General features: G+C 57.9%; 13 protein-coding genes. 6 read left to right on the top strand and 7 right to left on the bottom strand.

The genetic code is table 11. The features are described from left to right. Window positions 1-120: 120 nt before the first annotated feature. Window positions 121-3,237 (top strand): multidrug efflux RND transporter permease AcrD, encoded by a 3,117-nt coding sequence (acrD, locus tag AC6I8D_RS14565; protein ID WP_497820385.1) that lies wholly within the window; start codon window positions 121-123, stop codon window positions 3,235-3,237. 126 nt (window positions 3,238-3,363) lie between these two features. On the opposite strand, the gene ypfM is transcribed toward acrD, so the two are convergent. Further along, complete coding sequence (gene ypfM / locus AC6I8D_RS14570; protein ID WP_139015967.1) at window positions 3,364-3,426, bottom strand: protein YpfM; 63 nt, start codon at window positions 3,424-3,426, stop codon at window positions 3,364-3,366. Between the two features lie 402 nt (window positions 3,427-3,828). Here ypfM and AC6I8D_RS14575 point away from each other — a divergent pair, with 402 nt between their 5' ends. Genes AC6I8D_RS14575 through AC6I8D_RS14585 form a run of 3 tightly spaced genes read left to right on the top strand, consistent with a single transcriptional unit; the run spans window position 3,829 to window position 5,537 of the window. Beyond that, a complete protein-coding gene (locus AC6I8D_RS14575; protein ID WP_497820386.1) occupies window positions 3,829-4,197 on the top strand; it encodes an ArsC family reductase in 369 nt (122 codons plus the stop codon). Between the two features lies 1 nt (window position 4,198). Further along, complete coding sequence (gene dapE / locus AC6I8D_RS14580; RefSeq protein ID WP_312055038.1) at window positions 4,199-5,326, top strand: succinyl-diaminopimelate desuccinylase; 1,128 nt, start codon at window positions 4,199-4,201, stop codon at window positions 5,324-5,326. A 22-nt stretch (window positions 5,327-5,348) separates the two neighbouring features. Then, window positions 5,349-5,537, top strand: a complete 189-nt coding sequence (locus AC6I8D_RS14585) for a YpfN family protein (RefSeq protein ID WP_031375834.1) — start codon at window positions 5,349-5,351, stop codon at window positions 5,535-5,537. A 31-nt stretch (window positions 5,538-5,568) separates the two neighbouring features. On the opposite strand, the gene ypfH is transcribed toward AC6I8D_RS14585, so the two are convergent. The 6 genes from ypfH to dapA all read right to left on the bottom strand — a co-directional run bounded on the left by ypfH (window position 5,569) and on the right by dapA (window position 12,063). Next, window positions 5,569-6,249: an esterase gene (ypfH, locus tag AC6I8D_RS14590; protein WP_069728722.1), complete on the bottom strand. Its 681-nt coding sequence runs from the start codon at window positions 6,247-6,249 to the stop codon at window positions 5,569-5,571. 73 nt (window positions 6,250-6,322) lie between these two features. Further along, complete coding sequence (locus AC6I8D_RS14595; RefSeq protein ID WP_497820688.1) at window positions 6,323-8,290, bottom strand: tRNA(Met) cytidine acetyltransferase TmcA; 1,968 nt, start codon at window positions 8,288-8,290, stop codon at window positions 6,323-6,325. Next, complete coding sequence (gene ypfJ / locus AC6I8D_RS14600; RefSeq protein ID WP_312758986.1) at window positions 8,287-9,153, bottom strand: KPN_02809 family neutral zinc metallopeptidase; 867 nt, start codon at window positions 9,151-9,153, stop codon at window positions 8,287-8,289. The genes AC6I8D_RS14595 and ypfJ overlap by 4 nt, the downstream gene beginning before the upstream one ends. Before the next feature lie 126 nt (window positions 9,154-9,279). Further along, window positions 9,280-9,993, bottom strand: coding sequence for a phosphoribosylaminoimidazolesuccinocarboxamide synthase (gene purC, locus AC6I8D_RS14605; RefSeq protein ID WP_312055043.1), 714 nt, complete (start codon window positions 9,991-9,993; stop codon window positions 9,280-9,282). Window positions 9,994-10,138: 145 nt separating this feature from the next. Beyond that, window positions 10,139-11,170 carry an outer membrane protein assembly factor BamC gene (bamC, locus tag AC6I8D_RS14610; protein WP_312055045.1) on the bottom strand — a complete coding sequence of 344 codons (1,032 nt, stop codon included), beginning with the start codon at window positions 11,168-11,170 and terminating at the stop codon, window positions 10,139-10,141. A gap of 14 nt (window positions 11,171-11,184) precedes the next feature. Then, window positions 11,185-12,063, bottom strand: coding sequence for a 4-hydroxy-tetrahydrodipicolinate synthase (gene dapA / locus AC6I8D_RS14615; RefSeq protein ID WP_031375388.1), 879 nt, complete (start codon window positions 12,061-12,063; stop codon window positions 11,185-11,187). Window positions 12,064-12,206: 143 nt separating this feature from the next. On the opposite strand from dapA, the gene AC6I8D_RS14620 reads away from it, so the two are divergent. Next, window positions 12,207-12,788 carry a glycine cleavage system transcriptional repressor gene (locus tag AC6I8D_RS14620; protein ID WP_409455984.1) on the top strand — a complete coding sequence of 194 codons (582 nt, stop codon included), beginning with the start codon at window positions 12,207-12,209 and terminating at the stop codon, window positions 12,786-12,788. A 158-nt stretch (window positions 12,789-12,946) separates the two neighbouring features. Then, entirely contained in the window at window positions 12,947-13,414 is a 468-nt protein-coding gene (bcp, locus tag AC6I8D_RS14625) for a thioredoxin-dependent thiol peroxidase (RefSeq protein WP_031375386.1), read from the top strand. The last annotated feature ends 17 nt before the right edge of the window (window positions 13,415-13,431 follow it).

The following is a 13,431-nucleotide window of genomic DNA, read 5'->3' on the forward strand; positions in this document are numbered from 1 at the left end:
CCCCACACGTAGAGTAAGTGTCGGCAGGAAATCGTGGGACAGCTCATCCGGTTGCTCTGCCGGTGCACCCTTTCCTGGGCCCCCGTTCCTGATAAAAAAGCACTGAGGAGTGTCGATTTAATGTCGAATTTCTTTATCGACCGACCCATCTTTGCATGGGTTCTGGCGATTTTGCTGTGTCTTTGCGGCACCCTTTCCATTATTTCGCTGCCTGTGGAACAGTATCCCGACCTGGCGCCGCCTAACGTGCGGATCACCGCTAACTATCCTGGCGCCTCCGCCGAGACGCTGGAGAACACCGTTACCCAGGTGATCGAGCAAAACATGACCGGCATCGATAACCTGATGTACATGTCATCTAACAGCAGCAACACCGGCCAGGCGCAGATAACCCTCACCTTCACCGCCGGCACCGATCCGGATGAAGCGCGTCAGCAGGTGCAAAACCAGCTGCAATCCGCGCTGCGAAAACTCCCCCAGGCAGTACAGTCGCAGGGCGTGACGGTTAATAAAACCGGTGACAGCAACATTCTGATGGTGGCGTTTGTCTCAACCGACGGCAGCATGGATAAGCAGGATATTGCCGATTATGTCGCCAGTAATATCCAGGACCCGCTGAGCCGCATTGATGGCGTCGGCCAGGTCGATGCCTATGGTTCACAGTATGCGATGCGCATCTGGCTCGATCCCAACAAGCTGATCGCCTACTCGCTGACCACCGATGACGTGGTCAGCGCCATCGAGTCGCAGAATGCCCAGGTCGCCGTCGGCCAGGTCGGCGGCCTGCCATCGGTAGAAAAGCAGGCGCTTAACGCCACGGTGAATGCCCAGTCGATGCTGCAGACGCCAGAGCAGTTCCGGGCGATTACCCTGAAGAACAATCCTGATGGCTCGGTAGTGACGCTGGGTGATGTCGCCAGCGTGGCGCTGGGCGCAGAAAAATATGACTACCTCAGCCGCTATAACGGCCAGCCCGCTTCCGGTCTGGGGGTCAAACTGGCCTCGGGCGCCAATGAGATGAATACCGACAAGCTGGTGCGGGCGCGGATTGAGGAGTTGTCCCACTATTTCCCGCACGGGCTGGAAGCCAAAATTGCCTATGAAACCTCGCCGTTTGTCAAAGCGTCGATTACTGATGTGGTGAAGACGCTGCTGGAAGCGATTGTGCTGGTGTTTGGCGTAATGTACCTGTTTATGCAGAACTTCCGCGCCACACTGATCCCCACCATCGCCGTGCCGGTGGTGCTGTTTGGCACCTTCAGCGTGCTCTACGCCTGCGGTTTCAGCATCAATACCCTGACGATGTTCGCCATGGTGCTGGCGATCGGCCTGCTGGTGGACGACGCCATCGTGGTGGTGGAAAACGTGGAACGCCTGATGAGCGAAGAGGGATTGTCGCCCCGTGCCGCGACGCGCAAATCGATGGGGCAGATTCAGGGCGCACTGGTCGGGATTGCGCTGGTGCTCTCGGCCGTCTTCGTGCCGATGGCCTTTTTTGGCGGCACGGTCGGGGCCATTTATCGCCAGTTCTCAATCACCATTGTGTCGGCGATGGTGCTGTCGGTGCTGGTGGCGATGATTCTGACCCCGGCGCTGTGCGCCACACTGCTTAAGCCGGTGGCGCAGGGCGAGCCGCACGGTCGTGGCGGCTTCTTCGGCTGGTTCAATCGTCACTTCAATAAAAACGCGGACCGCTACCAGCACGGCGTGGCGGGCATTCTGCGTAAGGGCGGCCGCTGGCTGCTGCTCTATCTTGCGCTTATCGGGCTGATGGCCTTCCTGTTTCTGCGTCTGCCAACCTCGTTCCTGCCGCTGGAAGATCGCGGGGTGTTTCTGACCCAGGTTCAGCTTCCGGCCGGATCGACCTTAGAGCAGACCGCCGCCGTGGTGGCAAAAGTCGAAAATTACTATCTGACCGAAGAGCAGGCCAATGTGCTGTCGGTGTTCTCAACCATCGGCGCAGGACCTGGCGGTAATGGCCAGAACGTGGCGCGGCTGTTTGTCCGACTGAAAAACTGGGAAGATCGTCCCGGTGCCGATCGCACCTCGTTCGCGATTATCGATCGCGCCACTAAGGCGTTTCAGAAAATTAAAGAGGGCCGGGTGATAGCCAGCAGTCCGCCAGCCATTACCGGCATGGGCAGCTCGTCGGGCTTTGACCTGCAGCTGCAGGATCACGCCGGGCTCGGCCATACGCAGTTAATGGCGATGCGCGACAGGCTACTGGAGATGGCCGCCAGTGATAAATCGTTATCGCGGGTGCGGCACAACGGCCTCGACGATAGCCCGCAGCTGCAAATCGATGTCGATGAGCGTAAAGCGCAGGCGCTGGGCGTTTCGCTCGATACCATCAACGACACCCTGACCACCGCCTGGGGCTCAAGCTATGTGAATGACTTCCTCGATCGTGGCCGGGTGAAAAAAGTCTACGTGCAGGCGGCAGCCCAATTCCGCATGCTGCCGGGCGATATTAATAAGTGGTACGTGCGCAACAGCAGCGGCGGCATGGTGCCGTTCTCCGCCTTCGCCACCAGCCGCTGGGAGACCGGCTCCCCCCGGCTGGAACGCTACAACGGCTACTCCTCGCTGGAGATTGTCGGCGAAGCCGCCAATGGCGTCAGCAGCGGCACCGCGATGGATGAGATGGAAAAGCTGGTCAACGCCTTACCGCTGGGCGTCGGCTTCCAGTGGAGCGGCGCGTCGTACCAGGAGCGGCTGTCCGGCTCGCAGGCACCGGCGCTGTATGCTATCTCGCTGCTGGTGGTGTTCCTCTGTCTCGCCGCGCTATATGAGAGCTGGTCGATTCCGTTCTCGGTGATGCTGGTGGTCCCGCTCGGCGTGGTTGGCGCGCTGATCGCCACCTGGCTGCGCGGGCTGGAAAACGACGTCTACTTCCAGGTGGGGTTACTGACGGTAGTGGGCCTCTCCGCCAAGAACGCCATCCTGATTGTTGAATTTGCCAATGAGATCAACAGCAAAGGCGGCGAACTGGTGGCCGCGACGCTGGAGGCCGCACGCCAGCGCCTGCGGCCGATTCTGATGACCTCGCTGGCCTTTATCTTTGGGGTACTGCCGATGGCGATCAGCAGCGGTGCCGGCTCCGGCAGCCAGCATGCGGTCGGCACCGGGGTGATGGGCGGCATGATCTCCGCCACGCTGCTGGCGATCTTCTTCGTGCCGCTGTTCTTTGTGCTGGTACGCCGTCGCTTCCCGCTGAAAGAGAAGCCGCACGATTAAGCCGGCTGGCTCAACCGGCAATCGCAGCAGAAATAAAAAGCGGCCACTGATATCAGTGACCGCCTTATTTCTGTGTGTGGTAAGAATTGCAGCAAGAGGGAAACGCCCTGCTTTTCTCGTCACGTGTTACTTGTTGCGTAACATCGCTTCGATAAATTCTTTCCAGTTCCCCATTTCAGTGTCAATCATAATGCCCTCTCTTATTGTGATGGCAATGTTACGCGCTATTTTTCATCAGGTGAATACGTTTACACCTGTTATCACTATCGGCAGCGGTGAATAAAACCTGAGATTTATCGGATTTGGTAGCTGACGCACATTTCAGCAACTGCTTAACCCGTCTGCAATTATTAGTTAATAACCCCAGCGGTAGCTTATTTTCTCAACATGGCGAAATTCTTAATTAGCCAATGATAAGCCAGGTAATGATTACGGCTGAAATTGATAACGTTTACCTGGTGCCTGTCGGTGAGGATAATTGACGGGTCTGGCCCGCCGGGTGAGATGCCGCAACGGATCGCACTATGCTAAACTCGCGCTTTGGCTGCTTTTTTCAGCTTCAACGTTTCACAGGATAATAAGGATCAGGCAATGAGCGCGCAGTGGGTGATGTACGGGATTAAAAATTGCGACACGATAAAAAAAGCCCGGGGCTTTTTAACGGCTGCTGGCATCGACTATCGGTTCCATGACTACCGTGCTGATGGCCTGAGTGACGCGCAGCTGCAGGAATTTATTGATGCGCTGGGTTATACCACCCTGCTCAACACCCGCGGCACCACCTGGCGTAAATTGCCCGAGGCAGAGCGCGAGGCCGTCACCGATGCAGACAGCGCCAAAGCGCTGATGCTGGCCCAGCCTGCGATGATTAAACGCCCGCTGTTACGCACTCCGGATGGCATTTTGCTGGCCGGCTTTAGTGAGACGACCTATCAGAATGCTATCCAGGAGAAGTCATAATATGTTTTGCCCGGTCATTGAGCTGACGCAACAGCTTATTCGTCGCCCGTCTCTCAGCCCCGATGATGCCGGCTGTCAGGCATTGCTGATCGCCCGCCTGCAGGCGATTGGCTTTCACATCGAGACCATGAACATCGGTGACACCCTGAATTTCTGGGCGACCCGCGGTGAAGGCGAAACGCTGGCGTTTGCCGGTCATACCGACGTGGTGCCGGCGGGCGATGCCAACCGCTGGATCAATCCCCCTTTTGAACCGACCATTCGCGACGGCATGCTGTTTGGCCGCGGTGCGGCCGATATGAAAGGCTCGCTGGCGGCGATGGTGGTGGCCGCGGAACGTTTTGTCGCCGTGCATCCTCAGCATAAAGGCCGGCTGGCGTTTTTGATTACCTCCGACGAAGAGGCCAGCGGGGCTAACGGTACCGTTAAAGTGGTTGAGCGCCTGATGGCACGCCAGGAACGGCTTGATTACTGCCTGGTCGGCGAACCGTCCAGTACCGAAGTGGTGGGCGACGTGGTGAAAAATGGCCGGCGCGGCTCAATCACCGCCAATCTGACGGTGCATGGGGTTCAGGGTCATGTCGCCTATCCGCATCTGGCCGATAACCCGGTGCATCGGGCGATGCCGGCGCTGAACGAACTGGTGGCCGTCGAGTGGGACCAGGGCAACGCCTTCTTTCCGGCAACCAGCATGCAGATTGCCAACGTACAGGCCGGAACCGGCAGCAACAACGTCATCCCTGGCGAGCTGTTCGTGCAGTTCAACTTCCGTTTCAGCACTGAGCTGACCGATGAGATGATCCGCCAGCGGGTAGCAGAACTGCTGGATCGTCATCAGCTGCGCTACACCATTGAGTGGAAACTCTCAGGTCAGCCGTTCCTGACCGATCGCGGTAAGCTGGTCGATGCGGTGGTGAAAGCGGTGGCGCACTATAATGAGATTAAGCCGCAGCTGCTGACCACCGGCGGCACCTCTGATGGCCGTTTTATCGCCCGGATGGGTGCGCAGGTAGTAGAACTGGGGCCGGTGAATGCCACCATTCATAAAATCAATGAGTGTGTGAAAGCCTCCGACCTGCAGATGCTGAGCCGGATGTATCAACGCATCATGGAACAACTGATCGCCTGAGTGCGATGTTAAGGAGCGGGAAATGGAGTTTATTAAAGACTACTGGTGGATCCTGGTGATCCTGCTGATGGTTGGCGTGCTGATGAATGTGTATAAAGACCTGAAACGCATCGATCATAAAAAATTTATGGATAACAAACCGGACCTGCCGCCGCATCGTGATTTTAACGATAAATGGGACGATGACGACGACTGGCCGAAGAAAAAGTAATCGCGGATGCCCTCGCCGTGCGAGGGCATTTTTACATCATCACAATCACATCGTCATCACCGGGTTTCGCCCCGCTTAACGCTTCATCAAAGTAGCGTTTCGGAACCGTATAACGCAGATGATTAAGCGCCAGCTCCATGCTGCGATGGTCAATCGCGTGGGCTAAATCGTCGACAATATCCAGCGTCACATCGCCGCCTAATGCCGTCAGGCGTTGCTCTGCCTGCTGCGCATGATGCAGCGGGATCTGCTCATCATAATCGCCGTGGATCAGATGCACCGTGGTGCGGGTGCTGGCTTTCTCTGGCAGAGTGACGAAACGGCCATTGAACACCACCGCGCGCCCCGCCAGGTCGGCGTGGGCTTTCACTCCTTCCAGTACCATGCTGCCCCCCTGCGAAAAGCCGATCAGCGCCGTGGCTTCCGCCCGCACACCACTCTGCTGCTGCCAGTGACGCACCGACTCAACAAACTGCGGCATGGCGGCATCTACCCGCTGCTGAACCGTCTGGTCGTGTAATTCCGCTTCGGTAAACCACTGACGACCAGCGGCAGGCGATCCCACCGAAACCACCAGCGCCTCAGGAAAGGTGCGGGCAAACCAGCTGCCGATCTCGCCCATTGAATCCGGGTTGTCGCCCACGCCGTGATAGAGCAGGAACAGCTGGGCCGCGGTGGCAGGCTGTTGAACGATTACATATTTCAGTGTCATGTTGACCTCCTGTTGTCACTCTACGCCGCCGGGCGCGAAATGATATGAGGAATATTTGAAGCCGCCGGTCGAATTATTTCAACGACCGACGTAAGACGTCAGCATCAACCTCCGGCAGCGTTTCAAGCGCGAGAGCGGCTTGCTGACGCAGTGCGGCAATTAACGCTTTACGGCCGCTCAGTCCCGCCTGTCGGGCCAGCGCAGACAGCGCCTCAGGGGCAGCGATGGCGGCCTCGATCAGCGGTAATGGCTGAACAGAGATCCTGGTCAGCCGCTGTAACACCGGCAAGCTGGCCTCCAGTGGCCGCTGCGCCCAGGCGAAACCGGCCGCCAGTCGGGCATCCTGCGGCGTGAAACCAGCCTCCCGGCACGCAGTGATGTCCGGGTCCAGCGCGATATGCTGACGCAGCACCGGCCAGTCGCGGGCCAGCTGGTGAGCGGCCCGCCGCTGCAACGCCTCACCGGCAGCCGAACAGGCCAGCATTGCCATTGCGGCGTAGCAGCCGCTGCTGGCTTCACGCTGGCTGCCGATGCGTACCAGGGTAAAACCACAGCTGCGCCAGAAAGCCCAAAGAGATTCAGTGTAGCCGAAGCTGACGGAAAGATAGTCGTAATCCGCGGCGGCGTGACGGGCCGCAGCCACCAGCTGCTGACCAACACCACGGCGACGACTCTCCGCCGCCACGGCAATGCGGCTGATGCGCAGTGAGCGTAACGTGGCCGCCTCAGCCAGTCCGGCGTGCGCCGCCAGCGACTGGGCTACCAGGTTACCGCGCGGGCGTCGGGTTCCGGCCCATACCGCCTGCGCCAGGGCAGGATCAAGCCCGCCCTCTTCCACCAGCCATAGCGCGCCCTGCAACGCCAACGCGTCACCCGTCAGCCACAGCTGCATGCCGGGCGCATCCAGCAGACGGCGTAAATCAAGCGGCGAGGTGCGGTAATGAGCGCTGGTCAGCAGCCGATAGGCCGCCTGCAGCGCCGTAAAATCGTTGCGCGACGCCCGATGCGGAAGCGCTGAGGATGATGGCGCGACGGCAGCGGCATCGTCAAACAGCAGCGCCTGGTTGAGCCAGCGTTCCAGCGGATCGTTGCGCGACCAGCGCAGTGGTTCATCGAGGGTGAAATAGCGCACCTGCGGCAGTCCGGCGCAAAATTTCAGGATAAAACCGCGTCCGCTGCCTTCGTAACCCTGCACCGTGGTGGTGAGTAATACCCGGGAAAAACGGCTGACCAGCGTCTGCAGCAACGGCGCGGGAATGGCGGCGGCTTCATCAATAATCAGCCAGGTAACGGGCGGCGGCGGCACCAGCGCCAGCAGCGCATCCGGTGCCATAAAGTGAAAATGATCGCCAGCAAACGCGGCCAGCACGCCGGTGGACGCCCTGGCCGGTGCGGTCACCAGACAGTTCTCCTGCTGGCGCGCCAGCATTCCCGCCAGCGCCGACTTCCCGCGCCCGCGGGCGGCGGTCAGCACCGCCACGCCGGACGGCAGCGCCAGCAGATGTTGCAGCACCGCCTGCTGCTGTTGCGGTGCCTGACACTGCCACTGCGGCCAGTCGGTGTGCGGCGGCAAACGGCAGGGCTGATGCTGCTGCTCCAGCAACACTTCAGCATCGTCCAGAATCAGCTGTTGCAGATGGTCAACGAAGCGAGGCGTGGCGATCGGCTCGGCGACGTCCGCCCAGCGCAGGCTATCGGTATCAGGCTGTTGCGGCCAATCTGCCCAGGGCGGGAGCAGCAGCAGCAGCCAGCTACCGGCGGTTAAGGTTCCAGCCAGCGCCGCGAAGGCTTCGGCATGAAAGCCCTGCCGGGCATCGAAAATCGCATGATGGAATTCGCGTCCCAGCAGGGTACGCACCGCCGCCGGCACACAGTGTGGACCGGGAAACAGTGCGCTGTCGCCTAGCGTCAGCCAGTCACCCGCCAGCGCGTCACGCCACGCCCTCGCCCGCGCCAGACACCACTCTGCATCGCCGCTGATCACCGCCAGCCGACGAATGCCGGCCTGCTGCATCTGTGCGGTGAGGTGTTGCAGGGTCACTGGTTGCTGGCGAAGGTGTTGCACTGCCCTGGATTACCGCCATCAAAGCCGCGCTTGAACCAGCTGTATCGCTGCTGCGAGCTGCCGTGGGTAAAGCTGTCCGGCACCACCCGGCCCTGACTTTTTTGCTGCAGCCGATCGTCGCCAATCGCCTCAGCGGCATTCAGGGCTTCCTGCAGATCGCCAACTTCAAGGATATTTTCCTGCTGCATATAGTGTCCCCAGACGCCAGCAAAGCAGTCAGCCTGTAACTCCATTTTGACCGACAGCTGATTCACCTGGGTCTGGCTGGCACCCTGCTGCATTTCGCGTACTTTCGGTTCGATACCCAGCAGTTTTTGCACGTGATGGCCTACTTCATGCGCAATCACATAGCCCTGAGCAAAGTCGCCGCCGGCACCGAGTTTGGTTTTCATCTCATCATAAAACGAGAGATCGATATAGACCGTCTGATCGGCAGGACAGTAGAACGGCCCCATCACTGACTGGCCGGTACCGCAACCGGTGCGGGTGGCACCGCGATACATCACCAGCTTCGGCGCGACATACTGTTTGTTCATCTGCTGGAACAGTTTTCCCCAGGTATCTTCAGTGGTCGCCAGCATCACCCTGGTAAATTTCGCCGCTTCATCCTCATTCGGACTGACGCTGCGTTGCTGTTGCTGGCTGGTCGGTGCCACCTCACCCCCGGTCAGTAAGCCGGTCAGGTCATAGCCATAATAGCCCGCCACTGCCACCACAATCAGCAGAACGATACCGCCTTTGCCGCGCGGCAGACGAATCTGGCGGCCTCCGCCATAACCGGACGATTGATCGCGACGGTCCTCTACATTGTCGCTTTCGCGACGCCCTTGCCAGCGCATGCTTTACTCCCTTAGCAGTTTACTCAGATGGCATGATTTTAGTTGTGTGCCGATGCAATCACCAGCTTTACGCCAAAATGAAAAAAGGAGAGCCGGGGCTCTCCTTTTTCTGCGGTATTGTACGACTTAATCGAGCTTCACGCCCAGTCGGTGAGCCACCGCTTCATAGGCTTCCACCACGCCACCGAGGCTCTGGCGGAAACGGTCTTTGTCCATTTTATCCAGCGTCTGTTTGTCCCACAGGCGCGCGCCATCTGGCGAGAACTCATCGCCCAGCGTCACTTCGCCGTTAAACAGACCAAACTCCAGCTTGAAGTCGACCAGAATTAAGCCAGCGTCATCAAACAGCTTGCTCAGCACCTCGTTGGCTTTGAAGGTCAGTTCCTGCATCCGCGCCAGGTTTGCCTTGCTGACCCAGCCAAAGGTTTCGCAGTAGGATTCATTGACCATCGGGTCATGTTTCGCATCATCTTTCAGGAAAAGATCGAACAGCGGTGGATTCAGCACCATCCCCTCTTCCACGCCCAGACGCTTGACCAGTGAACCCGCGGCACGGTTGCGAACCACACACTCAACCGGCACCATCTCCAGCTTCTTCACCAGCGCTTCGTTATCAGACAGCAGCGCTTCCATCTGGGTCGGGATACCCGCTTCCTGCAGTTTAGTCATGATGAAATGGTTAAACTTGTTGTTCACCATTCCCTTGCGATCAAACTGCTCGATTCGGGCGCCGTCACCGGCTGACGTATCGTTGCGGAATTCGAGTATCAGCAGATCCGGATTGTCGGTGCTGTATACGGTTTTCGCTTTACCGCGATACAACTCAGCTCGCTTTTGCATCTTGTTAACTCCAGACTTGAAATAACGGGTGTTCAACGGCCTGTGCCGCTGCGGCGATTGGCGGGACGCAATCGATTACTTCGCCGCGCGCTATTATGCCAAAAACAAAATAAAAAGGCCGGAGAATCTCCGGCCGTTAATCACTTTATTTGTTCAGCGCGCCCTGGAACACCGCCACCAGCGCATCATTTTGCGCCTGGGTCAGCACGTGCCCTTTCGGATCGATGAACTGCAGGCTGGTGCGGTTATCGAGATCGCCGACCTGCACTTTGTAATCACCGTTTGGCAATTCCGGATCTTTCGCGCCCACTTCATCCCAGCTGCTGCTGCCCGGTGATTTATAGGTCACCTTCATGCTGCCGGTTGAACGGGTGGTGTCCGTCACTTCCATGCCGACGCGTTTCATCGCCTCTGGCAGACGCTGCCATGCCACGTTGTAAGGCGTACGCAGGATCAGCAACGGCAAGCCGGTATCATCTGCGCCACTCTGCACATCAATCGCACCATTCACCCGACCTGAAGCGGCGTTTTCGCTGGCGGTTTCGATCTTATCCAGACCGGTGCTGATGTCGTTGAGCATCTGCGCGGTATAACGCTGGATTTGCGCCGGCGAGGTGATGGTTTTGCCATCCTGTTGCAGTTCCAGCAGGCGCACCGTCAGCAGCTGCTGATAGCTCTGCGACTGCACGCTGATCTGGTAGCGGCCACGGTACTGCTGATCTTCATCAGCCCGATTCCACTGCACCCAGTCAGTGGTCAGCTGCTGTCCCGCGTCATTACGTGACGCAATCGGGAATTTGTAAGACTGCACCACATTAACCACCTGTGACCAGACAGAGCCACGGCTGTTCTCAATCATCAGCGCGCCGGTATTATTGCTGTATTGGGCGCGCGTTCCGTTCAGCAGCGCCAGTGGCTGGGCCGGTGGACGGATATCGAGCTGCTTGCCGGTCGGCGCCTGACTGCTGGTGCGCGGCACGTCAAAATCGCCACGCTGAACCGGCAGGATCATTCCGGCAGGGGCCTTCAGTTCACGTAATTCGCTGGCTTGCAGGTAAGATTCATCACCGCTGACCTGGCGCTTGTAGCGCTGGTCGCTCGAACAGGCCGACAACAGCATCAGGGTGGAAAGCCCCACCACGGTAGCTACCGTTGACCGCTTTACTGAGTAATTCATTCAAACTCCCTAAATTATCGCAAACCCGCTTTCACCAGCGCCTGCTCCACTTTCGGCTGGCCGGCTGCAGTCAGTGGCGTCATTGGCAGACGCAGCGTGTCGTTAGCGATTAATCCTAGCTGTTTCGCAGCCCATTTTACCGGGATAGGATTGGGTTCACAGAAAAGCGTCTGGTGCAGATGCATCAGACGCTGATTCAGGCGGCGAGCCTCGACGAAATTGCCCTGCTGCGCCAGTGTGCACAGCTCGGCCATTTCGCGCGCGGCCACGTTCGCAGTCACCGAAATGACGCCTTTGCCGCCCAGTTGCATAAAGTCCAGTGCGGTAGCGTCGTCGCCACTCACCAGAATGAACTCTTCATTAACCAGCTCTTGGATCTGACTAACCCGCGATAAGTTCCCGGTTGCCTCTTTGATTCCGATAATATTTTTTATTTCAGCCAGACGGGCAACGGTTTCCGGCAGCATGTCACACCCGGTGCGCGAGGGAACGTTATACAGCATTTGCGGCAGGCTGGTGCTGTCGGCGATGGCTTTAAAGTGCTGGAACAACCCTTCCTGCGTCGGACGGTTGTAGTACGGCGTAACGGTCAGACAGCCGACCACGCCGGAGTGTTCGAAACGTTTAGTCAGAGAGATGCCTTCTGCGGTGGCATTCGCCCCGGTTCCGGCAATCACCGGGATCCGGCCATCGGCCAGCTCCAGGGTCAGCATCACCACATCGCCGTGTTCTTCATGGCTTAGCGTGGCCGATTCGCCTGTGGTGCCGACGGAAACAATCGCCGCGGTGCCGCTGGCGACATGATAATCAATCAGTTTTTTCAGACTCGCACGGCAGACATTACCTTTGTCATCCATTGGCGTAACGAGTGCAACAATACTTCCCGTAAACATTGGCGATCCCCTCGACAAACAAGTGCTTCATGGTACGTTTTACACTTAGGGAAAAGCAAGCAAGCCACGCTATTCCCGCGCTTGTCAGCAGTTTTTTTTATGTTTACCTTATGGTTATTAGCGAAAGCACAGGAAAAGCCATTTTGCCGCAATCTCAGCCCCATCATCTGGTGATCACCGCGCTCGGTGTTGACCGTCCGGGTATCGTCAATACCATTACCCGACACGTCAGCAGCTGCGGTTGCAATATTGAAGATAGCCGTCTCGCCATGCTCGGGGATGAGTTCACCTTTATCATGTTGCTCTCCGGCAGCTGGAACGCCATTACGCTGATTGAATCCACTCTGCCGCTGAAAGGTGCCGAACTGGAACTGCTGATCGTGATGAAGCGCACCAATGCCCGTCAGCGTCCGCCGATGCCGGATACCGCGTTTATTCAGGTTGAGGTGGCGGATTCGCCGCACATCATTGAGCGCTTTACCGATCTGATCGATAAACATCAGATGAACGTTGCCGAACTGGTGTCACGGATCACGCCGGGGCAACACGATTTACCCCCAACGCTCTATATTCAAATGACCGCCCACAGTCCAACGCGGACCGAAGGCACGTCGTTTGAGCAGGCCTTTAATACGCTGTGTCATGAGCTGAATGCCCAGGGTTCGCTGCGTCTTTACAGTGCGTCGGATGCCGACAGCAGTGAAGCCATCAGCCCGGCACGCTAACGGCCCAGGTCACGATACCGGAGCTATTTCTCCACATTACTGTCAGCCAAACGTGCGCGGCTATGTGGTGAAATACCCCCTGATGGTAATTTTCCGTTTGGCAGTTTCCGGCCGGATGGTGTATTACCGACAGCCTGAATAAAAAATGGAGAGATGTGATGAATCCACTGAAAGCCGGTGATACCGCACCGAAATTTAGCTTGCCCGATCAGGACGGCGAACAGGTTAATTTGACCGACTTCCAGGGACAGCGCGTTCTGGTGTATTTCTATCCGAAGGCGATGACGCCAGGCTGCACCGTCCAGGCGTGTGGTCTGCGTGACAATATGGATGAGTTGAAAAAAGCGGGCGTCGAAGTGCTGGGCATCAGCACTGACAAACCGGAAAAACTGTCACGCTTTGTCGAAAAAGAGCTGCTGAACTTCACCCTGCTGTCGGATGAAGATCATGAGGTCTGTAAGGCATTCGGCGTCTGGGGTGAAAAGACCTTTATGGGTAAAACCTATGACGGCATCCATCGCATCAGCTTCCTGCTGGATGCGGATGGCAAGGTGGAAAAGGTATTCGATAACTTCAAAACCTCAAATCACCACGACATCGTGCTGGACTACGTTAAGTCCGCCTGATGGCTGTCGGGCGCGGC

Source organism: Pantoea sp. X-Soil-MYKO-1785 (assembly GCF_059730675.1).

Bases quoted from the DNA above. Each gene is read 5' to 3' on its own strand.
- bamC (WP_312055045.1), bottom strand. From the start codon at position 11,170: ATGAATTACTCAGTAAAGCGGTCAACGGTAGCTACCGTGGTGGGGCTT.
- ypfJ (WP_312758986.1), bottom strand. From the start codon at position 9,153: ATGCGCTGGCAAGGGCGTCGCGAAAGCGACAATGTAGAGGACCGTCGC.
- bcp (WP_031375386.1), top strand. From the start codon at position 12,947: ATGAATCCACTGAAAGCCGGTGATACCGCACCGAAATTTAGCTTGCCC.
- ypfH (WP_069728722.1), bottom strand. From the start codon at position 6,249: ATGACACTGAAATATGTAATCGTTCAACAGCCTGCCACCGCGGCCCAG.
- purC (WP_312055043.1), bottom strand. From the start codon at position 9,993: ATGCAAAAGCGAGCTGAGTTGTATCGCGGTAAAGCGAAAACCGTATAC.
- AC6I8D_RS14575 (WP_497820386.1), top strand. From the start codon at position 3,829: ATGAGCGCGCAGTGGGTGATGTACGGGATTAAAAATTGCGACACGATA.
- acrD (WP_497820385.1), top strand. From the start codon at position 121: ATGTCGAATTTCTTTATCGACCGACCCATCTTTGCATGGGTTCTGGCG.
- dapA (WP_031375388.1), bottom strand. From the start codon at position 12,063: ATGTTTACGGGAAGTATTGTTGCACTCGTTACGCCAATGGATGACAAA.
- AC6I8D_RS14585 (WP_031375834.1), top strand. From the start codon at position 5,349: ATGGAGTTTATTAAAGACTACTGGTGGATCCTGGTGATCCTGCTGATG.
- dapE (WP_312055038.1), top strand. From the start codon at position 4,199: ATGTTTTGCCCGGTCATTGAGCTGACGCAACAGCTTATTCGTCGCCCG.